The organism is Gordonia sp. GONU, from assembly GCF_024733855.1.
In the GTDB taxonomy this organism is placed as follows: domain Bacteria; phylum Actinomycetota; class Actinomycetes; order Mycobacteriales; family Mycobacteriaceae; genus Gordonia; species Gordonia amicalis.
Genome location: NZ_JANRHB010000037.1, coordinates 16,825 through 39,617, shown reverse-complemented (window position 1 = coordinate 39,617; position 22,793 = coordinate 16,825). Strand labels below are relative to the sequence as shown.

At 67.6% G+C, this 22,793-nt stretch carries 22 protein-coding genes; 12 read left to right on the top strand and 10 right to left on the bottom strand.

Going from position 1 to position 22,793, the window contains the following annotated elements:
- Positions 1-10: 10 nt before the first annotated feature.
- The 3 genes from NWF34_RS21970 to NWF34_RS21960 form a co-directional block, all read right to left on the bottom strand.
- A complete protein-coding gene (locus NWF34_RS21970) occupies positions 11-1,228 on the bottom strand; it encodes a CaiB/BaiF CoA transferase family protein (protein ID WP_375295699.1) in 1,218 nt (405 codons plus the stop codon).
- A 155-nt stretch (positions 1,229-1,383) separates the two neighbouring features.
- Positions 1,384-3,072 (bottom strand): MDR family MFS transporter, encoded by a 1,689-nt coding sequence (locus NWF34_RS21965; protein ID WP_258326041.1) that lies wholly within the window; start codon positions 3,070-3,072, stop codon positions 1,384-1,386.
- A 268-nt stretch (positions 3,073-3,340) separates the two neighbouring features.
- Positions 3,341-3,844, bottom strand: a complete 504-nt coding sequence (locus NWF34_RS21960; protein WP_258326040.1) for a MarR family winged helix-turn-helix transcriptional regulator — start codon at positions 3,842-3,844, stop codon at positions 3,341-3,343.
- Between the two features lie 186 nt (positions 3,845-4,030).
- On the opposite strand from NWF34_RS21960, the gene NWF34_RS21955 reads away from it, so the two are divergent.
- Positions 4,031-4,444: a DUF5313 domain-containing protein gene (locus NWF34_RS21955; protein WP_006436542.1), complete on the top strand. Its 414-nt coding sequence runs from the start codon at positions 4,031-4,033 to the stop codon at positions 4,442-4,444.
- A 24-nt stretch (positions 4,445-4,468) separates the two neighbouring features.
- Here the strand turns inward: NWF34_RS21955 and NWF34_RS21950 are convergent, their stop codons facing one another.
- The gene (locus NWF34_RS21950) at positions 4,469-5,305 is read right to left on the bottom strand and encodes an SDR family oxidoreductase (RefSeq protein ID WP_258326039.1); all 837 of its coding nucleotides are present in this window, start codon (positions 5,303-5,305) and stop codon (positions 4,469-4,471) included.
- 443 nt (positions 5,306-5,748) lie between these two features.
- Here NWF34_RS21950 and NWF34_RS21945 point away from each other — a divergent pair, with 443 nt between their 5' ends.
- Positions 5,749-7,356 carry a GMC oxidoreductase gene (locus NWF34_RS21945; RefSeq protein ID WP_258326038.1) on the top strand — a complete coding sequence of 536 codons (1,608 nt, stop codon included), beginning with the start codon at positions 5,749-5,751 and terminating at the stop codon, positions 7,354-7,356.
- 35 nt (positions 7,357-7,391) lie between these two features.
- Here the strand turns inward: NWF34_RS21945 and NWF34_RS21940 are convergent, their stop codons facing one another.
- Positions 7,392-8,036, bottom strand: coding sequence for a TetR/AcrR family transcriptional regulator (locus tag NWF34_RS21940; protein WP_258326037.1), 645 nt, complete (start codon positions 8,034-8,036; stop codon positions 7,392-7,394).
- A gap of 183 nt (positions 8,037-8,219) precedes the next feature.
- Between NWF34_RS21940 and NWF34_RS21935 the strand changes: the two genes are divergently transcribed.
- Together NWF34_RS21935 and NWF34_RS21930 are read left to right on the top strand one after the other, a co-directional pair.
- Entirely contained in the window at positions 8,220-10,253 is a 2,034-nt protein-coding gene (locus NWF34_RS21935) for an OPT family oligopeptide transporter (protein WP_258326036.1), read from the top strand.
- A 100-nt stretch (positions 10,254-10,353) separates the two neighbouring features.
- A complete protein-coding gene (locus NWF34_RS21930) occupies positions 10,354-10,971 on the top strand; it encodes a maleylpyruvate isomerase family mycothiol-dependent enzyme (protein ID WP_006436547.1) in 618 nt (205 codons plus the stop codon).
- A 7-nt stretch (positions 10,972-10,978) separates the two neighbouring features.
- On the opposite strand, the gene NWF34_RS21925 is transcribed toward NWF34_RS21930, so the two are convergent.
- Positions 10,979-11,548: a type 1 glutamine amidotransferase domain-containing protein gene (locus NWF34_RS21925; protein WP_006436548.1), complete on the bottom strand. Its 570-nt coding sequence runs from the start codon at positions 11,546-11,548 to the stop codon at positions 10,979-10,981.
- 239 nt (positions 11,549-11,787) lie between these two features.
- On the opposite strand from NWF34_RS21925, the gene NWF34_RS21920 reads away from it, so the two are divergent.
- A complete protein-coding gene (locus NWF34_RS21920; protein ID WP_006436549.1) occupies positions 11,788-12,855 on the top strand; it encodes an alpha/beta hydrolase in 1,068 nt (355 codons plus the stop codon).
- 64 nt (positions 12,856-12,919) lie between these two features.
- On the opposite strand, the gene NWF34_RS21915 is transcribed toward NWF34_RS21920, so the two are convergent.
- Complete coding sequence (locus NWF34_RS21915; RefSeq protein ID WP_096274828.1) at positions 12,920-14,056, bottom strand: hypothetical protein; 1,137 nt, start codon at positions 14,054-14,056, stop codon at positions 12,920-12,922.
- Positions 14,057-14,060: 4 nt separating this feature from the next.
- The gene (locus tag NWF34_RS21910; protein ID WP_006436552.1) at positions 14,061-15,194 is read right to left on the bottom strand and encodes a phosphotransferase family protein; all 1,134 of its coding nucleotides are present in this window, start codon (positions 15,192-15,194) and stop codon (positions 14,061-14,063) included.
- Between the two features lie 107 nt (positions 15,195-15,301).
- On the opposite strand from NWF34_RS21910, the gene NWF34_RS21905 reads away from it, so the two are divergent.
- Genes NWF34_RS21905 through NWF34_RS21895 form a run of 3 tightly spaced genes read left to right on the top strand, consistent with a single transcriptional unit; the run spans position 15,302 to position 17,227 of the window.
- Complete coding sequence (locus NWF34_RS21905) at positions 15,302-15,934, top strand: TetR/AcrR family transcriptional regulator (protein WP_006436553.1); 633 nt, start codon at positions 15,302-15,304, stop codon at positions 15,932-15,934.
- Between the two features lie 58 nt (positions 15,935-15,992).
- Positions 15,993-16,433 carry a CoA-binding protein gene (locus NWF34_RS21900; protein WP_006436554.1) on the top strand — a complete coding sequence of 147 codons (441 nt, stop codon included), beginning with the start codon at positions 15,993-15,995 and terminating at the stop codon, positions 16,431-16,433.
- A 17-nt stretch (positions 16,434-16,450) separates the two neighbouring features.
- Positions 16,451-17,227 (top strand): hypothetical protein, encoded by a 777-nt coding sequence (locus NWF34_RS21895; protein WP_006436555.1) that lies wholly within the window; start codon positions 16,451-16,453, stop codon positions 17,225-17,227.
- Between the two features lie 10 nt (positions 17,228-17,237).
- Here NWF34_RS21895 and NWF34_RS21890 read toward each other — a convergent pair whose 3' ends face one another.
- The gene (locus NWF34_RS21890) at positions 17,238-18,122 is read right to left on the bottom strand and encodes a LysR family transcriptional regulator (RefSeq protein ID WP_096274827.1); all 885 of its coding nucleotides are present in this window, start codon (positions 18,120-18,122) and stop codon (positions 17,238-17,240) included.
- Between the two features lie 101 nt (positions 18,123-18,223).
- On the opposite strand from NWF34_RS21890, the gene NWF34_RS21885 reads away from it, so the two are divergent.
- From NWF34_RS21885 to NWF34_RS21870, 4 genes are all read left to right on the top strand, one after another.
- Complete coding sequence (locus tag NWF34_RS21885) at positions 18,224-18,604, top strand: nuclear transport factor 2 family protein (RefSeq protein WP_006436557.1); 381 nt, start codon at positions 18,224-18,226, stop codon at positions 18,602-18,604.
- A gap of 110 nt (positions 18,605-18,714) precedes the next feature.
- The gene (locus NWF34_RS21880; protein WP_006436558.1) at positions 18,715-20,109 is read left to right on the top strand and encodes a phosphotransferase family protein; all 1,395 of its coding nucleotides are present in this window, start codon (positions 18,715-18,717) and stop codon (positions 20,107-20,109) included.
- A gap of 42 nt (positions 20,110-20,151) precedes the next feature.
- Positions 20,152-21,423 carry an acyl-CoA dehydrogenase family protein gene (locus NWF34_RS21875; protein WP_006436559.1) on the top strand — a complete coding sequence of 424 codons (1,272 nt, stop codon included), beginning with the start codon at positions 20,152-20,154 and terminating at the stop codon, positions 21,421-21,423.
- Between the two features lie 58 nt (positions 21,424-21,481).
- Positions 21,482-21,958, top strand: coding sequence for a hypothetical protein (locus NWF34_RS21870; protein ID WP_006436560.1), 477 nt, complete (start codon positions 21,482-21,484; stop codon positions 21,956-21,958).
- A 295-nt stretch (positions 21,959-22,253) separates the two neighbouring features.
- On the opposite strand, the gene NWF34_RS21865 is transcribed toward NWF34_RS21870, so the two are convergent.
- Positions 22,254-22,793 (bottom strand): DUF1697 domain-containing protein, encoded by a 540-nt coding sequence (locus tag NWF34_RS21865; RefSeq protein ID WP_006436562.1) that lies wholly within the window; start codon positions 22,791-22,793, stop codon positions 22,254-22,256.

The following is a 22,793-nucleotide window of genomic DNA, read 5'->3' as shown; positions in this document are numbered from 1 at the left end:
GGAATGTTCGTCACGGCTGCTCGTCGGCGGTGATCCCGAACTCGCGGAGCACCGCTTCGGTGTGTTCGCCGAGTGCCGGTACCGGTCCCATCGCCAGTTCGACGTCGTCGAAGGTCATCGGCGGCAGCACCGCTTTGATCGGGCCCACCTCGGTGTCGACATCCCGCCAGCGGTCGCGTTCGCCGAGCTGGGGATGCGCCACCACGGCCTCGAGGTCACGGATCTCGGCGGCGGGCACCCCCGCGTCGGCGAGGCGGCGGTCGAGTTCTTCGGTGGTAAACCGCTTGGTCTCCGCGGCGATGATCGCATCGACCTCCGCTCGACGGGAGACGCGGTCGATGTTGGTCTTGTACCGCGAGTCCTCGGCGAGGTCGGGGCGTTCGAGCACGACGCGGGCCAGCGTGTCCCACCCGCGGTCGTTCTGGACGCCGATGAGGATGGTGCCGTCCTGGGTGGGGTACTTGTCGTAGGGCACGATCGCTGCGTGGCCGAGGCCCGCCCGGGCGATCTGGCGGCCGCCGTAGAGCCGCATGTACATGGGGTGACCCATCCATTCGACCGTGGCGTCGAACATCGACACCGACACCCGTGCGCCGACGCCGGTGGTCGCCCGGCGGAACAGTGCCGACAGCACCGACGTGAGGGCGTACATGCCGGCGGCGATGTCGGAGGACGGGATGCCGGTCTTGGTCATGTCCTCGGGGGTGCCGGTCACCGAGATGAGACCGGTCTCGGCCTGGACGAGCATGTCGTAGGCCTTGCGATCGCGGAACGGTCCCGCGTCGCCGTAGCCGGACATGTCGATGACGATCAGTTCCGGATGGTCGGCGCGCAGGGCGTCGGCCCCCAGCCCGAGCCGGGCCGCGGCGCCGGGGGCGAGATTCTGCAGGAACACGTCCGCGCCGGCGATGAGCGTCCTGATCGCATCGCGTCCGGCGTCGCTCTTGAGGTCGAGTTCGACCGATTCCTTGCCCCGGTTCAGCCAGACGAAATGCGAACCCGCGCCGCCGCGCACCGCGGAGTCGTACTGGCGGGCGAAGTCACCCTCGCCGACGCGCTCGACCTTGATCACCCGCGCACCGAGGTCTGCCAGATGCCGGGTGGCCAGGGGGGCGGCGACGGCCTGTTCGAGGGCGACGACGGTGATCCCCGCGAGCGGCAGCGTGGCAGTGTCGGTGGAGTGCGGCAGCGGGGCACGGCCCGAGGCGGGCGACTGGTCCGAATTCACCGGCCAAGGATCACCCGCGCCCGTCCGGTTCGTCAACGAGACCCACCACCATGCACCTCATGACGACGATCGCGGCCGCCGTGGTGGCGGCCGCGATCGGCTTCCCTCAGTTGTCCCGCGTCACGATCGACGCGCTGCGACGTCGCGGGCGGAGGTCATGACCTTCGGTCGACCGGTTCCACGGGCGGGTCGATGACCACCCGGCGGTCGAGGTCGGCGTCCATGCCGTCGAGGTTCTCACCCGCGAGGACCTGCGTGAGTTCGGCATCGGCCGAGTCGGCGGCCGTTTGGGCGGCGCGTCGCTGATCCTCACCGCTGAGCGTGTTGAGGGCGACCTCCTTGATGAAGAGGACCGCGATCGTGCCGATGACGGCCATCGCCATCGAGACCAGGAAGATCCGGGCCGTTCCGTCGCCGTAGGCACCGCGGACGATCGCCGCGATAGGCGCGGGCAGCTCGTTGAGGTTGGACAGGCCTGCGCCTCCGCCGGAGCCCGTCTGGGTGATGCCGATGGCGCGCAGTCCCTGGCCGATGAGGTCGGTGACGTGGCTGGACAGAACCGCGCCGAGCACCGAGACGCCGGCCGCACCACCGAGTGAGCGGAAGAACGTCACGGTCGACGTGGCAGCACCGAGGTTGCGCGGCTCCACGGTGTTCTGCACCGCGAGGACCAGGTTCTGCATGGTCATGCCCATACCCAGGCCCAGGGCGAACAGGAAGCCGCTGAGGACCGCCATGTTGGTGTGGGCGTCGATCGTCGACAGGAGCCCGAAGCCGATGGCCATGATCACCGAGCCGGCGAGCAGGTAGTTCTTCCAGCGGCCGTACTTGGTGATGAGGCGCCCGGACAGCGTCGCCGAGACCACCGAACCGAACACCATCGGCAGCGTGAGCAGGCCGGCCGCGGTGGGCGAGTAGCCGCGAGCGATCTGGAAGTACTGGCCGAGGAAGACCGCGCCGCCGAAGAGTGCGACGCCGACGGCGATGCTGGCAATGGTCGCGAGCGTGGTCGTGCGTTCCCTGAACAGGTGCAGCGGAATGATCGGGTCCTTGGCCTTGGACTCCACCCATACCGCGGCGGCGAGCAGGACGAGGCCGAGGGTGACGAGGCCGAAGGACGTGGCCGAGGCCCAGTCGAAGCTCTTTCCGGCCAGGGTCACCCAGATCAGGACGGTGCTGACGCCGGCCGCGATGAGCAGGGCGCCCGCGTAGTCGATGTGGACCTCGCGACGGATGACCGGGAGGTTCAGGGTCCGTTGCACGACGACCATGGCGATGACGGCCAGCGGGACGCACACGTAGAAGGTCCAGCGCCAGCCGAGCCAGCTGGTGTCGACGATGACGCCGCCGATCAGCGGGCCGGCCACGGTCGCGATGGACATGACGCCGGCGATGGCGCCCTGGTAGCGGCCGCGCTCACGCGGGCTGAACATCGACGCGATGACGATCATCACGAGCGACTGCATACCGCCGAGGCCGAGACCCTGGACCACACGGAAGCCGATCAGCATCGAGACCGAGGTCGAGAGACCGGAGAGCACCGAGCCGAGGGTGAAGACGCCGAGCGACAGCTGGACGAGGAGCTTCTTGCTGAAGACGTCGGACAGCTTGCCCCAGATCGGGGTGGCCGCCGTCGAGGCGAGGAGCGTCGCCGTCACGACCCAGGTGTACTGATCCTGCGTGCCGTGAAGCTCGGTGATGATCGTGGGCAGTGCGTTGGACACGATCGTGGCCGAGGTCAGGGCCACGAACATACCGAGCAGCAGACCGACGAGTGCGTTGATGCGCTGCTTGTGGGTCATCGGTGTGTCGACGGGTTCCACGCGTGGTGGGGACGTTGTCATACCGGGGGTACCTCCGAAGTCGTGCGTGCACCGTGTGGACGGAGCCGAATGGCGGCGACCACAGAACATCGACGGAATGACCTCGTCGACCTCGTGGACACAGGTGCCGGAAAAGGGGCTGATGGAAACGGGGACCGGCCGTGGGCCGCCGCCGTTTAGTTGAATGCTGCAACCATAGGGCGTGAAAGGTGTAACGCGCAACTAAGCGGGATATTCCCGGCGACCGGAAACCGGTGGGGAACCGTACTGCCTGCCCTGGTCGGGGCCGTCAGGACTCCCGGTCCACGACCGGGTCGTTGGTCGCCTCGCCGAGTCGGTGGAGCAGGCTCGTGAGGGTCCGGATGTCGTCCGGGTTCCACTGGGCCAGGCGGGCCCGCCAATCGGAGACCGCCGAGGCGAGGACGGCGTCGACGCGCTCGCGCCCGTGATCGGTGAGCGTGACCACGCGTGCCCGCGCGTCACGGGGGTCGGGGTGTCGCTCGGCGAGCCCGAGTCGCACCACCGCGTCGATCTGCCGCGTGACCGTCGACTTCTCCATGCCCACGGCGCTCACCAGGTCGGACATCGGCATCGAGTGGTGGCGGGTGAGCACGGACATGAGCGGATAGCAGGACGGGTCGAGCCGGGGATCGATCTCGCGGGCCCGCAGTCGTGTGCGGATACGGCTACGTCGCCAGAAGTCGTTGAGTTCGGCTTCGAGGCCGCCGATGGCCTCGGAATCGATGGAGGAGGCGTCGGTGGAGGATGCGGCGGTGGTCGGGTCCGAGCCCATGATCGCGGAGTCCTTTCGCCGGTTCGCCGTGCCGAGACGCGGCCAGATTACCGACCGCGCTGTGTTCGAGCACACGCAGCGTGGTGGATATGCCCGATTCGGCGATGAGTTCGGTCGTGTCGATCCGGATGCGGACACCCGAGGTCAGTGTGGCGTGCGACAACTTGCTTGGGAAGCGGCAACCACATGGTGCACGATCGAGAGGTGAGCACCACGCAACGCACGACCCCGAACGCCTGGGAGTACGTCAAGTACTGCTACTGGGCACCCCTGCCGAAGTCGATGACCGACTGGGTCGAGAACGACCTCGCGGGACCCAGGGCCTCGCTTCGGATGGTCGTGCGCTGGGCGATCCCGTGCATCATCATCCTGATCCCGATGCTCTTCGTCCCGGCGGACTGGGGCGTCCGGTTCACCATGACGGCGCCGATCCTCATCGCCTATCTCTTCTTCTCGATCGCACTGAACCGCGTGTACCGCCGGCACCGACTGGCCCAGCACGGACTCAACCCGGACCTGGTCAACCGCCTGGAGCGGGAGAAGAACTCCGACCTCTACGACGAGTACCACCGCAAGTACCGCGGCGAGCGTCGCGGCTGATCTCGATACGGCCGCGGACCGAGGTCAGTACAGGTAGTCCTCGCCGCTCGCGCGCACGGTCACGTCCGAGAGACTGATGCCCCAGGGCTGATCGATGACGTGGACGACGGCGTCGGCCAGATCCTCGGGAGTGATGAGCCAGTACTTGATCGAGTCCGCGTCGGTCAGCTCGTCCGGTAACTCGCCCTGCAGCATCTGGGTGACGTGCTCCTTGTACGACGACACCCGCTGGCCGACGATGCCGCGGATCGCGCGATCGTTGACGATCCAGCTGGCCAGGTTGGTGCCGGCGACACCGGTGGGCTTGACCGTCGTGACCTTGATCTTGCCCTTCGCCTCGATGCGCAGCGAATCCGACAGCATGGTGACCGCGGCCTTCGTCGCGCTGTAGACACCGGATCCCTCGAAGCCGCCGTTGCCGTAGATGGACGCGATGTTGACGACCTGCCCGCGGCCCTGCGCGATCATCTGGTCGTAGACCGCGGAGATGCCGTTCACGACGCCCTTGATGTTGATGTCGATGGCCTTGTGCCACTTCTCCCACGCACGTTCGTGGTCGGCGAAGAACGCCAGCGGCATGACCCCGGCGTTGTTGACGATGACGTCGATCGCCCCGAACTCCTCGACGGCCAGTGCTGCGGCCGCCCGCATCTGCACCATGTCGGTCACGTCGGCGACCTGGGCGAGTGCCGAACCTCCGGCGGCGACGATGCCGTCGACGACAGCGCTCAGACCATCGGCGTCGATGTCGACGCCGACGACACGAGCGCCGCGAGCAGCGCATTTCTCGGCGATGACCCGGCCGAACCCACCACCGGCCCCGGTGATGACGATGGTCTTGTCCTGCAAGTGATCTGACATGTACTTCCCCCGGCCGCGATGTGGTCGGGTCATCCTAACAGCGGGTGACGAACCGGCAGCGACTCGCGGCCCCGCCACGGTGCGCACCCCTCTGCACACCGTGGCCGAGGCAACGCAACACTCGAGAGGCCGGATCGGCGGCCTGCTCGGAAGACCGGTCCCGGTCGATGTCCGCTGTGGGGTCCGTTGTGCGGACCCGCTTGCGCTCGATTCAGTCACATGACTCAGCATCTGTCAAGCGTGCCGCGCCGCGATGTCGGAATCAGGGCCGAAATCCGTTGTTGCCCTTGACGCAGCGGTGGTCGATGCCAAAGTCTTCTTCGGACGGCTGCATCCCTCGCGGCCGTACGTCGTTCTCCCGCTCGCGGTCGTTCCCTTCGCAGGCCGCGAGCTACCCAGCACGTCTGCGCGGGACGTTCTCGTGCACTGATGACAGGAGACCCATGTCCGGGGCGTACCCAACGAGACGTACCTTCCTCAAGGCCGCGGCGGTCACCGCGGCCGGCGCGGCGAGCGCGGTCGCCGTGTCCGCGAACCGAACTCCGGCGTCGGCCGCGCCGGCGCGCCGGATTCGGCACACTCGTGAGGAACACCGGGTGGTGGTCGTCGGCTCCGGTTTCGGTGGAGGGGTCTCGGCGCTCCGACTCGCGCAGGCCGGTGTGCCCGTGCTGCTGCTCGAACGGGGCCGTCGGTGGCCGACCGGGCCCAACTCGGAGACCTTTCCGCGTGCGTCGAACCCCGACAAGCGCATGCTGTGGCACGAGTCCACCCCGAACCTGTTCGGCAAGCCGCTCAGCGTCGAACCCTATGTAGGACTGTTCGAATCGGTTGCCGGTGCGAACATGACGGCACTGTGCCCGGCCGGGCTCGGTGGTGGGTCGCTGGTCTATCAGGGGATGACGTTGCAGCCGAGCGAGGCGGTGTTCGACGAACACTTCCCCAATGCGCTCGACTGGCGGCTGATGGACCGCGTGCACTACCCGCGGGTCGCACGGATGCTCAAGGTCGCGGTGGCACCGGACTCGGTCGTGCGGTCGCCGCAGTACCTGGCGCCGCGGCAGTTCGCCAAACGTGTTCGCGCCGTGGGACTCCCACTACAGAAGATTCCGATGCCCATCGACTGGGGATATGCCGAGGCGGAGCTCCGCGGCGAGATGAAACCGGCCTACACCAACGGTGACGGTGCCATCGGCGTCAACAACGGTGGCAAACACAGTGTGGACGTCACCTACATCCGGCAGGCCGAGGGCACCGGACTCGTGGCGGTGCGGACACTGCACACCGTCCGCCAGGTCACCCGACGCAGGGATGGCAGATGGTCGCTCGACGTCGAGCGGACCGACGAGACCGGAAAGGTACTGGAACACAAGGAGATCGTCACCAAGACCCTCATCATGGCCGCGGGTAGCGTCAACACCACCAAGCTGCTCGTGCGCGCCCGCGAGGCCGGGACGATCACCGACCTCCCCGACGGCCTCGGCCACGGCTGGGGCACCAACGCCGACCGCATCTACACCTGGACCAGTCCGAGCATCGATCTCGGTACGGTGCAAGGAGGTCCGGTGGTGTACGGCAGTCTCAACTGGGCCAACCCAAAGCGTGCGTTCACCGTCATCCAGGCGTCGCTGCCGCCCATGCCGGTCTACGCGGGCACGACGATGATGGTCGGGTACGGCGTCAGCTCGGGACGCGGCGTCATCGCCTACGACTCCGCGGCCGGCGATGCGATCATCAAGTGGCCGCACGAGGGTGACTCGGAGATCCAGACCAAACACATCGACGGCGCCGTGCGCAAGATCGCCGGACCCGACGCGATCCTGACCGACACCAATGCCTTCTTCCCGTCGACCTGGCACGCGCTCGGCGGGGCCAACATGGGCACGGTCTGCGACCTCGAGGGACGCGTCAAGGGGCAGCCGGGTCTCTACGTTCTCGACGGTGCGCTCATGCCAGGCAACGCCGCGGCCTGCAACCCGTCGATGACCATCGCCGCCGTGGCCGAGCGCGCACTCGACCACATCGTCGCCAAGGACGTGGGCACCCTCATCTGATCCGGGAGCGAGGGGTGGCTCGCTTCGCTCGCACCTCAGGGAGCGAGGGGGGTGATCGGGGCGAGCCACATGCCGGTCAGCGCGTCGACGACGATCTCGCACTGATGCTGCCAGGACGTCACCGGGTGATCACCGCTCTCGGCAGCGCGTTCGATGTCGGCCAGCGTGTTCACGATGATGTGACGCGTCATGTTGTTGCGGATCTCGAGGACGTCGCCGGGGAATTCCGGCAGCGCGCCGTAGAAACCCTCGAGAATCGCCAGCAGTGGTTTCGACTCGCCCATCTGCTCGTACAGCAGGATGGTGGTGGCCGGATCGCTCGAGACATTTGCGAAGAACCGGGCGAAGTAGGTCGGTGCGCCGAGCTTGCCCAGGTACTCGATCTCCGGACGCACCAGACACCGGATCCAGTCACGGACCTGCGGGTTCTGCCCGACCTCGTCGACGGCCTTCTGACGCAACCGGTCGATGGGGATGTTGTGTGTGGTGAGCGTGGCCCGGATCAGGTCGTCCTTGGAACCGAAGTGGTGACCGACCGCGTAGTTGTTGCCCTGACCGGCGGCTTTGCTGATCTGCCTGCTGGAGACCGCGGCCACCCCGTGCAGGGCGATCAGCTCCTCCGCCGCGCTGATCAGCGCCTGACGGGTACGGGCAGACTGCTCCGTCTTCCCCTCGGTCATGGATAAATCATGCCCTACCCCCGCCGGCGTCCGGTGCCGGGTTTGGGACCTGTTCCCGGCGACACCAGGCCGGGTTTGCGTGGGAGCGACTGCCCGGCCATAAGGTGGATCGACTGTACTCGAGTGAATCCGGTTTGCGTCCAGCCATGGCGTGGCCGTTCACAACCTGTGTGAGGGGACCTGATGGCGACAGCGCCCACGGCCACGGCCACGGCAAGTCTGCGAGAACTGACGCTGCGAGGGGTCATCCTCGGCGGGGTCATCACCCTCGTCTTCACCGCGGCCAACGTCTATCTCGGCCTCAAGGTCGGGCTCACCTTCGCCACCGCCATCCCGGCGGCCGTCATCTCGATGAGCATCCTGCGGTACTTCGCCAATCACTCGGTGGTGGAGAACAACATCGTCCAGACGATCGCGTCCGCGGCCGGCACGTTGTCGGCCATCATCTTCGTGATCCCCGGCCTGGTGATGATCGGCTGGTGGACGGGGTTCCCGTACTGGATCACGGTCGCCGTGTGCGCGATCGGCGGCATCCTCGGCGTCATGTACTCGATCCCGCTGCGCCGCGCGCTGGTCACGGGATCGGACCTGCCATACCCGGAGGGCGTTGCGGCAGCCGAGGTCCTGAAGGTCGGCGACTCGGCCGGCGGTGCCACGGAGAACAAGGCCGGTCTGCGCACGATCGTGATCGGCTCGATCGCGTCGGCGGGTTTCGCTCTCCTGGCCAAGCTGAAGGTCCTGAGCGACTCGATCTCCGCGACGATCAAGGTCGGCGCGGGAGGAACACTGTTCAGCGCCGGCCTGTCGATGTCGCTGATCGGCATCGGGCACCTCGTCGGCGTCACCGTCGGCGTCGCGATGCTCGTCGGCCTGCTGATCTCCTATGCCGTGCTGCTGCCCATCGAAAGCCAGAACCAGGGTGAGGCCGGCGAGTCACTCGGCGACATCGTCTCCGGCGTCTTCGCGAACGATGTCCGCCTCATCGGCGCGGGCGCCATCGCGATCGCTGCGATCTGGACCCTCATCAAGGTGATGGGGCCCATCGCGCGGGGGATCAAGGGGTCGCTCGCCTCGTCGCGTTCACGTCGCGAGGGCGTGACCGTGGACATCACCGAACGCGACATCCCGTTCAACATCGTCGGCGGCAGCATCCTCGTGCTGCTGATCCCCATCGGCCTGCTCCTGTGGGACTTCGTGCACGACACTGCCCTCGAGGGCAGCGCCGCCGGGATCATCGCGGTGAGCATCGTCTTCGTGTTCGTCATCGGTCTGGCGGTGGCGGCGGTCTGCGGCTACATGGCCGGTCTCATCGGCTCGTCGAACTCCCCGATCTCCGGCGTCGGCATCCTGGTGGTCCTGATCGCCGCGATCCTCGTCAAGGCGACGTTCGGGACCGCCGACTCCTCCCAGACAGACGCGCTGATCGCCTACACGCTGTTCACCGCCGCGGTCGTCTTCGGCGTCGCGACGATCTCCAATGACAACCTGCAGGACCTCAAGACCGGTCAACTGGTCGGTGCGACACCGTGGAAACAGCAAGTGGCGCTGGTGATCGGCGTGCTCTTCGGGTCCGCGATCATCCCGCCGATCCTCGGACTGATGTACGACGTCTTCGGCTTCGTGGGTGCTCCGGGAGCGGGAGAGGACGCACTGGCCGCACCGCAGGCCGGCCTGTTGTCGACGCTCGCGAAGGGCGTGCTGGGTGCCGACCTCAACTGGGGTCTGATCGGCATCGGTGCACTCATCGGCGCGGTCGTCATCCTCATCGACGAACTGCTCGGCCGCGCGGGGAGGTTCCGGCTCCCGCCGCTGGCGGTCGGCATGGGCATGTACCTGCCGATGTCGGTCACCCTCATCATCCCGGTGGGCGCCTTCCTCGGTCACTTCTACAACCGCTGGGCCGAACGAAGCGGCGGCGCAGTCGAACACAAGAAGCGTATGGGTGTTCTGCTCGCGACCGGCCTGATCGTCGGTGAGGCCCTGTTCGGTGTGGTCTTCGCGGGCATCGTCGCCGCCACCGGCGACGACTCGGTCCTCGCCATCGTCGGCGACGGCTTCGACACCTGGGCTCAGATCCTCGGCGTGATCGTGTTCGCCGGCGTGGTCGCCTTGCTCTACGACCGCATCGCCAAGCTCGCCACCGCCAGCGGCGTCGTACCGAGCAAGGCCGACACGGCCGGCGTCGACGACACCGTCAGGTCCGACCCCCACAGCTGAGGACCTGACGGTCGGCCTCGGCGGTGGCGACGACCGCGGCGAGACAGCCGAATATCGTGTGCTGTGCAGTCGGTTTCCGCCGGAGAACCAGGGAGACACCATGGCAGACGAGCAGCGTCTGAGCAGGGCCATCGAGGACTACATCGCGGGGGCCGAACACTTCCTCCTGCTGGTCTCCGCGGTGAGCCCTGAGCAGTGGGACCGGCCCGGCCTCGGGGAATGGTCGGTTCGTTCGCTGATCGGACACACGAGTCGCTCGCTGACGACGGTCGCCGACTATCTCGCCCAACCCGAGCCGGACACCGTCGAGATCGATTCGGTGGCAGGGTATTACGCCCGCATCCAGGGACTGGCCTCCTCGCCCGAGGTGACGTCCCGCGGCGTGGCCGCCGGAGTCGATCTCGGCGACGACCCGCTGCGGGCCGCGGTCGAACGCCGGGACCGTGCGGTCGCGGCGATCACCGGCGTCGCCGACCGACCGGTCGCCACCCCATGGGGTGGAATCCTGCTGTCCCACTACCTGCCGACGAGAACCTTCGAGCTGGCCGTCCACGGTCTCGACATCGCACGCGCGATCGGATCGGCGCCGACGCTGCCGCAGTCGGTGCTGGCCTCGGCACTGGCGACGGCCGTCGGGGCGGCCGAGCTGACCGGGCAGGGCGAGCAGGCGTTGCTGATCCTCACCGGACGCGGCCAGGGCCCCATCTCGGTCGTGTGACCGTCGGTCAGCTCGGCACCCGGCTGTGGGCGAACTCGGCGACGATCGCCGCGTTGAACGCCGGCAGGTCGGCGGGCTTACGGCTGGTGATCAGCACGTTGTCGCCGCTTCGGCAGGTGACGACCTCTTCGTCGACCCAGTTGCCGCCGGCGTTGACGACGTCGGTCCGGATACTGGGGAACGATGTCAGCGTTCGTCCGCGCACGACGTCGGCCTCGATGAGCGTCCACGGCGCGTGACAGATCGCGGCGACGGGTTTGCCCGCCTCGAAGAAGCCGCGCACGAAGCGCACGGCCGGTGCCGAGGCACGCAGGAAGTCGGGATTGGCGACGCCGCCCGGTAGGACCAGGGCGTCGAAATCGGCGATGCGGGTGTCTTCGAGGGTCACGTCGACGGGGAAGGTGTCCGCCTTGTCGAGGTGGTCGAAGGCCTGGATGGTGCCGGAGTCGGTGGACACCAGTACCGGCTTCCCGCCGCAGGCCTCGATCGACTTCCACGGTTCGGTGAGTTCGACCTGTTCGGCGCCCTCGGTGGCCACCAGGAATGCGACGGTGACGTTGTTGAGTTCTTCGGCCATGATGTCTCCTCCTCGTACGCGCGGACGGTCGGGGGATGGGACCGCCCTGCGGGCTGATCGATTCGACCGCGTCTTGATCGCCTGGCATCGGCCGTAGCCGCGATGCCTCGATCCGGACATACCCACCTGCGCTCGGCCCCAACCACGACCCGAGCCGGCGCACCGTGTTGAATGACCAGCGATCACGCGCCCGCGGGTGCGTGAGGAGTCTGCGAACGAGTTGCACGGGGAGGACTGTCATGGGTGGTCTCGACGGCGTCGCCACACTGCTTCACCTGGCACGCGGTGGGGAGATCGGTGAGTCCGGAAAGTCGCCGCACACCGTCGTCGTCGACGCACCACATCGTCAGCTGCGGCGCTACGGCACCGTCGAGCAGCTGACGTCGTCCCGCGAGTCGGCGCAGCGGCCGGTATTGCTCGTCCCGCCGCTCGCGGTCTCGACAGACTGCTACGACCTCACTCCGGGATTGAGCCTGGTGGAGTTCCTGCTGTCGACCGGCCGGGTGCCGTATGTGCTCGATTTCGGGGAGATGACCCGCGAGGACCGGCACCTGGGGTTCGCCGACTTCTTCGCCGACATCGTTCCCGGCGCGATCGCCGCAACCCTTGCGGACTTCGACGCCGGCCCGTCGACCGGCGAGGGGATCGACCTGCTCAGCTGGAGCCTGGGCGGCACCATCTCGTTCCTCACCGTCGCCGCGGATCCGGGTCTGCCGGTGCGGTCGATCACCGCGGTCGGAACCCCACTCGATTATGACCGCGTCCCGCCGTACCCCCTGGTGAAGGCGCTGATGCGGCCCATCGGTACCAAGCCGGTGTCACTTGCGCTGCGCGTCCTGGGAGGTATCCCCGCATTCTTCGTGCGGACCGCCTACCGGGGTACCGCCTGGCAGCGGGAACTCAAGAAGCCCGGCTACATCATCCGCAACGCCGACGACACCGAGGCGCTGACGCGGATGAAGGCCATCGACCGCTTCCAGGAGACGATGCCCGGCTACCCGGGCAAAGCGTCCGAGCAGATGTGGGAGAACTTCATCATGCGCGGTGAACTGGCCCGCGGCGTCCTGCGATTCGACGACGTGACCGTCGACCTCTCGAAGGTCGCGGTATCGGTACAGCTGTTCGGCAGCCACCGGGACGCCATCGTCAGCTGGGCGGCGGCCCACCACGGCGTCGACCTGTTCACCGGATCGCCGCGAGTGGAGTTCACGACCGTCGAGACCAGCCACCTCGGACTCATCGCGGGGTCGGCAGCCGTGGAACAGACCTGGCCGCGGATCGACGAGTTCCTCGCCGGTCTGGACTGACCCTTCGATACGCTCGCGAGCTCGCTACTCAGGGGGCGTGCGGTGCGCACAAGCCTTGCAGGGACTACGGGGCGACGGTCAGCCAGTCGGCGAAGCCCGACGGGTCGTGTCGGCCGAGCGCACCGTGCTCGAACAGGCCCCAGCCGGTGCGGGTGGTGCCGTCGCCTTCCCGGCAGACCGCCCGTCCGACATGGTCGATCACTCCGAACGGTATTCGCCCGACGACCTCCGGGCTGGTCATGTCGTAGGTGAGTCGCTCGGTGAAATCCTCACCGCGCCACACGCCGTGGGACCAGTCCGGGTCGCCGCCGTACCCGCCGCCGACGTGGATCGGGACGGGAAGCAGTGACTCCACCTCGAATGTCACTGCCGAACCGTCCGATGCGGTGGCGGAAATGGTTGCGCCGGTGGGTATCCGGGTCCCGGACGCATAGTGCACGGAGATCCGCGGCCATCCGAGCTGTTCGACGCGGCCGTCCTTCCACACGCGGGAACAGTCGTTGAGGGTGCGGAATCCGCTCGGGTCCTCCTGGACGATGAGGACGAGCTGGAAGTCGTCGAAGGCCATCGGCACGTAGAGCCACCACATGCCCTCGAACGGCGGATCGGCCGGTCTCCCTGCGGGTTCCGGCTCGCCCACCGGCCGGATGCCCCAGGACCGGTCCCGGGTTCCGATCCAGGCGGTCGGGTCGACCGCGATCTGTTCGCCGTCGATCGTGATGGACCCTCGCCAGGTACCGACCTGCGCGAAGCGTTGCGCATCGAGCGTGACCTTGGTGCCCTGACGCATGACATGAGGTTGTTCCAGGAGTGGATCGAACAGACCCTCCCAGCGCAGGTCGACGGCGACGCCCTCGGTCTCCTCGAGCGTGAGATGCAGTGTGCGCAGCGGTTCGTCGACGGCGAGCCGATAACCGCCCACGTGCTGGTCCAGACGCGCGTCGTCGATGGCGTCGGACAGGTGGACCGCGGTCTGGGTGTCCGGGCCGTCGGCCGCCCGGCGCCGGATCAGGACGAAGGCGTCCTTGACCCCGAGATTGGGGTAATAGCCGATGCCGGTGATGAGGAAGATGTCGCCGCTGCGGTCGTGGGCGTTGAGGTAGGCACGATCGTAGAAGTTGCGGTCGGAGTTCGCGGGCCAGGCGATCGGTTGCGGCAGTTGATGAATCGGGAACTCGTCGAGCGGTCCGAGACCGGACATGTGGTCAGCCTTCCTCGAGGAGACGTTCGAGCAACGGACGGTGGTAGAAGAGCGTGCCGTCGATGTCATCGGGACGTTCGAGCTCGCCGAAGTGCACGCGTCGCGCGCCTGTCCGCATGAAGACGCAGCACCATTGCACCGCGGCGTAGACGTAGAACCAGCGCAGGTCGCCCAGTTCGGCCCCGGTCCGCTCCCGGTACGTCGCGCGGACGTCCTCCTCGCGGAGGAGGTCGGGAAGGCCGGGCAGGCCGGCCATCGTCGCGAGCTCCTGGAAGACGCCGTGCGCGAAGATCACCCAGGCGACATCGAGTTCACGCGGCCCGATCCGTGCCATCTCCCAGTCGAGGACGGCGGTCGGCGTGAAGTCGACGAACATCATGTTGCCCAACCGGGAATCGCCCCACGACAGCACGGGGTCGGCGGACGCGGCCTCGTCGGGGAAGTTCGCGGTGAGCCAGGTCAGTGCGCGCTCGACGAGAGGCGAGCGGCCGATTCCCTCGGCGGACAGGTCGTACCAGTCCTGCAGCCACGCGAGCAACCGCGACAGGATGGAGTCCCCGGCGGGCAGGTCGTCGAGGAGGAACCCGAAGTTCTCCGTCGCGTCGGGGATGGAGTGCAGGTCGGCGATGACGTGGATCGCGGAGTCCTGCGCACGACGCCGGTCGGTGGCGTCGGCATCGGCAAACCAGTTGTCGCCGAATGTGTACGGCATGACGTCGGGCGGCACGTCGCCCTCCATGCGGTCCATGAGGAAGAACGGCGCACCGAGCAGCGATCCGGTCGGTTCGAGGTGGTGAACCCGCGGGACCGGCACGTCGGTCAGTTCGGCGACACGGCGCATGGTCTCGAACTGGTGGTCCATCCGGTACGTGCGGAACACCGGGATGTCGGCGGCGGAAGGCGCCATCCGCATCACCCAGTGCAGGGTTTCGGTCCCCGGCCAGGTCGCAGTGACCGAGATGGTCTCCGACGACATGCCGTTGGTGTCGCCACCCGCGCTCACCGTCACCTCGGGGGCCGAGTCCGGTGTGTCGGGTTGTTCGGCGAGCCAGGACGCGAGGATGTCCGGGACCGAGGTGGTGTCCCTGCTGGAGCGTTGTAGATGGTCGATGTGTTCGACCGCCGGTTCGGTGGCCACGGGCGCACCCCCAATATTCGCTACGGTGAGTAGCGTAATGACAGCAGACGGGTCGCGGAGCGCGCAGGGACTTCGGCAAAATCGCGACTGCTACGAGAGTTGGTCTCATGGACGCTGGACCCGACGGCGCTGATCTCGCCGGCACCGGTCTCGACGGCACCGGACTGATCGAGACCGTCGCCGGGCGTCCCCGTGACGCGCGGATCGACTCCGCCGTGCTCGACGCCGCAGCCGAACTCGTCGTCGAGGTGGGGTACCGCCGCCTGACGATGGCCGCGATCGCCGACCGGGCCGCCACCACCAAGACCGCGCTGTACCGGCGATGGTCGGGTAAGGCCGAACTCGTCCACGACGTCGTGTTCGCGCAGATGACGCGTCTACCGCCGTCGAGTGGCGAGATGGAGTCCGACCTGCGGTCCATGGTCGACGCGGCCCGGGACCTGTTCGCCAGACCGGTGACTCGGGTCGCGCTGCCCGGTCTGATCGCCGACATGTCCGCCGATCCGGCCCTGGCCGCCCGCGTCCACGCCGGTTTCGCCGAGGTGTTCGGTGGGGTACGCGAACGGCTGGTGGTGGCGGTCGAGCGGGGCGAGGTGCACCCCGACGTCGACCCGGACCGTCTCATCGAGGTCGTCGGCGGATCGGCGATGCTGCACATCCTGCTGCTCCGGGACCAGGAGTTCGACGATGCCTGGGCCGAGCGGCTGGTGGCCATCGTCCTGCACGGCGTGATGCGCTGACGCCGGCGAACACCGCCGACGTGCCGAATCAGCCGACGTCGGCACATACACTCTCAGAATGGCTACCCAAGACTCCGCCGACCCCCGCACGACGGACGAGATCGTCGAGAAGATCCTGTCCACCTACGACACCATCACCGTGGTGGGTGCCAGCGCCAACACGGCCAAGGCCGCCAACGAGGTGCCCGCGCACATGAAACACCTCGGCTGGCGGATCATCCCGGTCAACCCCACCGCCGACGAGATCGTCGGTGAGAAGGTGTTCCGGTCGCTCTCGGAGATCCCCGACCAGGTCGGCCTCGTCGATGTGTTCCGTCCCGGTCCGGAGTGCGCCGACGTCGCGCGTGCCGCGGTCGAGGCAGGCGCGACGGCGCTGTGGCTGCAGCTCGGAATCCGTTCGGAGGAGGCACGGAAGATCGCCGAGGACGCGGGACTGCTCTACGTCGAGGACCGCTGCCTGATCATCGAGCAGCGGCGCACCGGCATCGTGCCGGCATGACGAGAGAGTGACCGACGGTGGAATTACTCGATGACCTGACGCATCAACGACTTCCGCTGTTCCTCCTGTTCGCCTCGTTCACGGTGACGTTCGTCGTGACGCGGGTGATCACCCGACTGATCCGGGCGGGCAAGGGGCCTTTCAAGAACAATGTGTCCGGCGGTCTGCACGTCCACCACATGGTCCCGGGACTGATTCTGCTGCTCGTGGGAGCGTTCGTCTCCGTCGGCGTCAACGGCGTCGAGCCCGGCGCGTCCATCAGTGCCGTCCTGGTCGGTATCGGCGCGTCGCTGGTGCTCGACGAGTTCGCGCTGATCCTTCGTCTCCAGGACGTGTACTGGTCACGCGAAGGCCAACTCTCGGTGCAGGTGGTCGCCCTCACCGTCGCCGCGCTGGGAATGGTCCTTCTCGGCTTCAACCCGTTCAATGCCGAGGCGGACGTCGAGTTCGGACCCGTGGCGTTCGCGTTGACCGCGCCGATCAACATCGCCGCCGCGATCTTCTGCGTGGTCAAGGGCAAGTACTCGACGGCGATCGTCGGTGTGTTCATCCCGATCTTCGCCTGGGCCGGTGCCATCCGTCTGGCACGACCGAGATCCACCTGGGCCCGGCGCCGCTACTCGCCGGCGAAGCTGGAGAAGTCGACCGCGCGGGCGCGGCACTTCGACAAGCGTTGGGGGCGTCGAGGATTGAGTATCGGCGACTGGATCGCCGGGAAGCCGACCGACGATGCGGTGGATCCCGCGCTGCCGGAGGAGTCGGCGGACGAGGCCGGGGACGCGCTGGCGAGCTGAGCTCGGAGCGTCACTCCGGGTCGGCGAGGCGGAATTCCTCGCGTACGAGGTCGACGAACCGTCGCGTCGCGGGGGCAGGGTCGGTTCTCCAGAGAACACCGAGCCGTGCGTCGACGTCGACGCCGTCGATCGGGAGTCCGGCAACGCGTTCGTCGGCAGCCGCGATGGACGCGCTCAGGATGCCCGTTCCCATGCCGCTGCACACCAATTCGACGATCGCGTCGGGGGATGACGCCTCGATGGCCGGCCGGATGGGTCCGCCATGCGCGACCGCCGCGTCGTCGAAGACGGTTCGGATGCCTGCGCCGCGCGGCAGGCAGATGAGGGACCGGCGCCGGAGGTCGTCGAGTTGCGTGGCCTCGACCTTTCCCGATGTGTCGGCCGGGACAACGGCGACGACGGGTTCGGAGATGACCGTGAGTGATTCGATGCCGCGCGGCAACTCGTCGCCGTAGCCGGCGAGCACCACGTTGAGACTGCCGTCGGCCACCGATGCGATGAGCCGGTCCGACGGCGACTCACGCAGGCTCAAGGCGACTTTCGGGTGGGCGGAACCGAACGCGCCCAGCGCGGTGAACAGCGGTGCGACGGTACAGCCCTCGACCATGCCCACCGCCAGGCTTCCGCGCAGCAGGCCGCGGACCTCCGACACCGCATCAATCACGCCCGCGGCGGCTGCCAGCGCCGGGCGCGCCGCGGGGAGTGCTGCCCGCCCGGCGTCGGTGAGGCGGACAGACCTGCCCGACCGGTCGAAGAGCGCCGATCCGAGTTCGCGTTCGAGGCTGCGGATCTGTGCGCTGATGTTGGGCTGCGTGGTGTGCACCCGCTGCGCCGCGGCGGTGAAGCTCTCCTCGTCGGCCACTGCCACGAAGTACTCGAGCTGCCGCATCTCCATAACTTTCGATGATAGCGACCATCAGGACAATCACTTGGACTTATTTTGGCTGGCAACGCACCGTGAAGAGGTCCCTGTGACTCCGCCCGAGAGGAATCGTTGTGACCGCCTACGAGACCGCCCGAACTCCCGAAGACCTCACCAGGTTGTTCGTCGAGTACTCCAACGCCGGCGACGCGGACGCGGTCGCCTCGCTCTACCACGAGGACGCCGTCATGGCGTTTCCGCCGGGGCGGGTGACCAGGGGTCGCGCGGCCATCCGCGACCTCTGGGCGTCGGTCCTCGAACACCGTCCGACCTTCGTCCCGGAGTCGCCGCTGCCGACGCTCGCCTTCGGTGACGACCTGGCCTTGACCTCGACACCGCCGCGCAACGGAGCGGGGGCCCGTGCGCAGGTCGTCACCCGTCGTCCCGACGGCTCCTGGGTCCGCATCATCGATCAGCCGGAGTTCCAGACCCCCACAACCGGAGAGCGCGCCTGACACGGGAGTTTTCTGACAGCGGATTCAGCTTCCGTGCTAGCTTCGCTGTGTCGGGGATTACACCGGTGATGGCGTCGGTCACCGGGTGAGGCGCGAAGGGACGGATCTGCGTGGGAGTGCCTGAGGCCCGGGATGTGGCCACCCGAGTCGCCGAGCGGCTCAGCGCGACACGAGGTACTCCGGTGACGGTCGATTCTGCCCGGCGACTACCCGCAGGTGCGAGCCGCGCGACCTACGCCGCGACCCTCGTCGACAGCGAGGGCAGACCCGAAGCGATCATCATCCGCGCCGTACCGGCGGCGCAGGACGACGGCGGACTCGGGGCGGAGGCGGAGGTCCTGCGGGCCGCCGCCGACGCCGGGGTTCCGGTGCCGGCGATCCTCGATGCCGGCCTCGGCGAGGACAGCGTTCTCGGGTTTCCCTACCTCACAATGAATTTCATCGGTGGCGAATCGATCCCGCGTCGGATACTCCGCGACGACACCTATGCTGCTGCGCGTGACCGGTTCGTCCAACAGTGCGGCGGGATTCTGGCGCGGGTGCATCAGATCGATGCCGCTGCGACGCCGGGTCTCGAAGAACTCGTCGATCCGGTCGATGCGTTGCGCGCACTGTTCCCGCGCGAGTTCGACGCGATGCCGGCCGGGCTCCTCCTCGCGACCCAGTGGCTCGTGGCCAATCCACCGCCGTCGTCTCCCGGTTCCGGTGTCGTCCACGGTGACTTCCGGCTCGGCAACCTCCTCGTCGACGCCGATGGCGTTGCCGCGGTGCTTGATTGGGAACTGGTCCACATCGGTGACCCGGTCGAGGACCTGGGTTGGCTGTGCGCCAAGGCCTGGCGGTTCGGTGGCTCCACCCCGGTGGCCGGGATGGGCGAGCGCGCTGGGCTGCTCGACGCCTACGCCGAGGTGGCCGGGTGGCGACCCGCCGAAGAGGCGTTGCGCTGGTGGGAGCTGTACGCCACGGTGAAGTGGGGCCTGATCTGCGCGTTCCAGGCCAACCGGCACCTCGACGGCATCGAACGGTCCGTCGAGCTCGCCGCGATCGGACGGCGAAGTGCCGAACAGGAATTCGACGCCCTGCTCGATCTCGGAATCGTGTCGCCCGAGGTGGTGCCGGACCCGTTGAGCGTCGAAACCTCCGGCCCCGACGAGGAGCCGCACGGCTCGCCGTCGTCGCTCGAGTTGCTCGAAGCGCTCGGTGGATTCCTCCGCTCCGATGCCGTGACGTCCGAGATGTCACCGCAGGTCAAGTTCCACACGCGGGTCGCCGGCAACGTCGTGGATGTCGTCCGACGCCAGGTCCTGCTCGGGCCCATCCACGCCGCGGAGAGCGCGCAACGATTGGCCGCCCTGGGCGTCACCGATCAGCGAGCACTGTGCGACGCCCTGCGATCCGGCGAACTCGACGGCACCGACGAGAAGGTGCGTGCCGCGGTCGCGGCCGACGTGCGGGCGCGGTTGGTGGTCGCCAATCCGAAGTACTTCGCGGTCCCGCACCCGTGACATGACCACACGACAGCCGATCACCAACGAGAAGGATTCACCGTGGATTTCGCACTGCCCGAGTCGCTGAGCGACTACCTGGATGAACTCGACGCCTTCATCGAGGCGGAGATCAAGCCTCTCGAGCAGGCCGACGACAACATCCGGTTCTTCGACCACCGGCGTGAGGACTCGCGCACGGACTGGGAACGCGGTGGGTTGCCGAACGCCGAGTGGGAAGCGCTGCTTGGCGAGGCACGGCGGCGGGCCGACGCCGCGGGACACTTCCGGTATCCGTTCCCCGAGGAGTTCGGCGGGCGCGACGGATCGAATCTCGCCATGGCGATCATCCGCGAGCATCTCGCGTCGAAAGGGCTGGGCCTGCACTGCGATCTGCAGAACGAACATGCCATCGTCGGCAACAATATCGGGCTCCTGCTGATGCTGGAGTACGGCACCCCCGAGCAGCAGGAGGAGTGGGTCGAGGGTCTGGCGGCCGGCACCAAGTTCTTCGCGTTCGGGATCACCGAACCGGAGCACGGCTCCGATGCGACGTACATGGAGACGACCGCTGTCCGCGACGGTGACGACTGGATCATCAACGGCGAGAAGACCTGGAACACCGGAATACACGCCGCCCACCGCGACATCGTCTTTGCCCGTACGAGTGGAGAACCCGGTGACGCACGCGGTATCACCGCGTTCCTCGTCGACCCGCAGGCGCCCGGCTTCCGCGTCGAGGAGTACCTCTGGACGTTCAACATGCCCACCGATCACGCCCACATCTCCCTGCGCGACGTGCGAGTCCCGAACTCGGCCGTGTTCGGGGCGGAGGGTGCCGGCCTGCAGGTGGTGCAGCACTTCTTCAACGAGAACCGGATTCGGCAGGCGGCGTCGAGTCTCGGTGCCGCGCAGTACTGCGTGAACCGGGCGGTCGAGTACGCCAACGAGAGGGCTCCGTTCGGTAAGAAGCTCTCGACCAACCAGGCGATCCAGTTCCCGCTCGTCGATCTGCACACTCGGTGTGCGATGGTGCGTGCGCTCATCCGGGAGACGGCCTGGAAGATGGACACCCACGGCAACTTCGCCGCCTCGGCCGAGGTCTCGATGTGCAACTACCAGGCCAACCGGCTGTGTTGCGACGCCGCCGACCAGGCGATGCAGGTGTTCGGCGGACGCGGGTACTCGCGGCATGAACCGTTCGAGCACATCTACCGTCACCACCGGCGCTATCGCATCACCGAGGGCGCCGACGAGATCCAGATGCGGCGCGTCGCCGGATACCTGTTCGGTTTCATGTCCGGCAAGGCTCCCAAGGGTGTGCGCACGTCCTGAGTAGGCTGGGCCGTATGCCAGATCATGTGCGAACCGTGTCGGACGAGGTGAGCCGGCCATGATCGCAGTCATCGTCATCGTCGTGACCGTGGTGGTTGCGCTGTTCATCCTCGGTGGGGCCGCGTGGTTCGCCTACGACTCCGACAAACGGGTGCGCCGGTTTGCCCGGTCCACCGATCTCATCCCCGGCCGGCCGGGCCGCGCACCGGAGAGCTGGACCACCGACAACACCCTAGAGGCGTTGCTGCACCGGCGTATCCGCTACGCGATCGCCGACGTGCACGCCAATCCCGCCATTCCGCACGACGATGAACTCGTGTCGGCGCGGGACCGGCTGGACGACGCGGTCTTCGAACTCGACGATCGCCTCATCGCGGCCGCCGACACCGGCGGCGACGCAGCCGTCGAGATCCTCGACAGTGCCGAATCGGCGGTCAAGGCCCTCGAAGAGCTACCGAAGAAGCTGTGGGAGGCGCCGAAGTCGGATCAACTCGCCGACCTGGATCGCGTGACGCGGGTCCTGTCGCGCGGCTGACGCTCAGATGACCACCGGACGCGGAGGCGGCTCCGGATCGGGCGGTCCTGGTTGGGGATCGGGCGGCGGCGTGGGCGTCGGGAAAGGCGGTTCCGGCGGAGGCTCGGGGATCGGCTCCGGCACCGGAACCGGGTCCGGAGGCGGCGGGGGCTGAGGTACCGGCTGATTCCCACGCGTGGGGTCCGTTACTGTCGGGTCCGATTCCGGGCGGTCCATGGGGACTCCTCTCGACGTACGCGTCCGGTGTCCTTGTTCCGACGCTACGCCCGCACCTGCGGTCCGGCCACCGGGCTGCTCAAGCCTCGGTGAGATCCAGCAGCTTTCGGACCGTACGCAGGTTGCGGCCGGTTCCCTGCACACCCAGACCCCGGGCGATCGCGGGCGCGGTGAGCTTCGATCGGCCCGCACCCTCGGCGTATCGGATGTGGAGATCGGAGCCGATCACCTGCCGGACATCGCCGCCGAACTCCTTCTCTTCGAACGCCGCCACCTTGTCGGCGTCCGGTCGGGCGACGAGAAAGTAGATGTAGGAGTATTTGTCGTCGACGATCTCGAACGGGTGCGCGTCGAGCGCGGCACTCACTTCGGCGGGGGTGCGGCTGATGACCTCGCGGAAGAAGCCGTAGCGCTCTTCGATCACGGCCTCGAGCGCACGGTCGAACTCGGTGGGATCACCTGGTGGTGAACAGAGGAGATTGCCCGACGCGATGTACGTCGAGACGTCCGTGGCCCCGAGTTCGGTTGCGATCTCCCGCAGTTCGGCCATCGGCAGCATGGCGCCGCCGACGTTGACCGCTCGGATGAGAACGATGCGCGTCGTCTCTGATTCACTCAC

What these genes read in the sequence shown, in the direction of transcription:
- NWF34_RS21965 (WP_258326041.1), bottom strand. Translation starts at nt 3,072, where the DNA reads ATGACAACGTCCCCACCACGCGTGGAACCCGTCGACACACCGATGACC.
- NWF34_RS21960 (WP_258326040.1), bottom strand. Translation starts at nt 3,844, where the DNA reads ATGGGCTCGGACCCGACCACCGCCGCATCCTCCACCGACGCCTCCTCC.
- NWF34_RS21955 (WP_006436542.1), top strand. Translation starts at nt 4,031, where the DNA reads ATGGTGCACGATCGAGAGGTGAGCACCACGCAACGCACGACCCCGAAC.
- NWF34_RS21950 (WP_258326039.1), bottom strand. Translation starts at nt 5,305, where the DNA reads ATGTCAGATCACTTGCAGGACAAGACCATCGTCATCACCGGGGCCGGT.
- NWF34_RS21945 (WP_258326038.1), top strand. Translation starts at nt 5,749, where the DNA reads ATGTCCGGGGCGTACCCAACGAGACGTACCTTCCTCAAGGCCGCGGCG.
- NWF34_RS21940 (WP_258326037.1), bottom strand. Translation starts at nt 8,036, where the DNA reads ATGACCGAGGGGAAGACGGAGCAGTCTGCCCGTACCCGTCAGGCGCTG.
- NWF34_RS21935 (WP_258326036.1), top strand. Translation starts at nt 8,220, where the DNA reads ATGGCGACAGCGCCCACGGCCACGGCCACGGCAAGTCTGCGAGAACTG.
- NWF34_RS21930 (WP_006436547.1), top strand. Translation starts at nt 10,354, where the DNA reads ATGGCAGACGAGCAGCGTCTGAGCAGGGCCATCGAGGACTACATCGCG.
- NWF34_RS21925 (WP_006436548.1), bottom strand. Translation starts at nt 11,548, where the DNA reads ATGGCCGAAGAACTCAACAACGTCACCGTCGCATTCCTGGTGGCCACC.
- NWF34_RS21920 (WP_006436549.1), top strand. Translation starts at nt 11,788, where the DNA reads ATGGGTGGTCTCGACGGCGTCGCCACACTGCTTCACCTGGCACGCGGT.
- NWF34_RS21915 (WP_096274828.1), bottom strand. Translation starts at nt 14,056, where the DNA reads ATGTCCGGTCTCGGACCGCTCGACGAGTTCCCGATTCATCAACTGCCG.
- NWF34_RS21905 (WP_006436553.1), top strand. Translation starts at nt 15,302, where the DNA reads ATGGACGCTGGACCCGACGGCGCTGATCTCGCCGGCACCGGTCTCGAC.
- NWF34_RS21900 (WP_006436554.1), top strand. Translation starts at nt 15,993, where the DNA reads ATGGCTACCCAAGACTCCGCCGACCCCCGCACGACGGACGAGATCGTC.
- NWF34_RS21890 (WP_096274827.1), bottom strand. Translation starts at nt 18,122, where the DNA reads ATGGAGATGCGGCAGCTCGAGTACTTCGTGGCAGTGGCCGACGAGGAG.
- NWF34_RS21870 (WP_006436560.1), top strand. Translation starts at nt 21,482, where the DNA reads ATGATCGCAGTCATCGTCATCGTCGTGACCGTGGTGGTTGCGCTGTTC.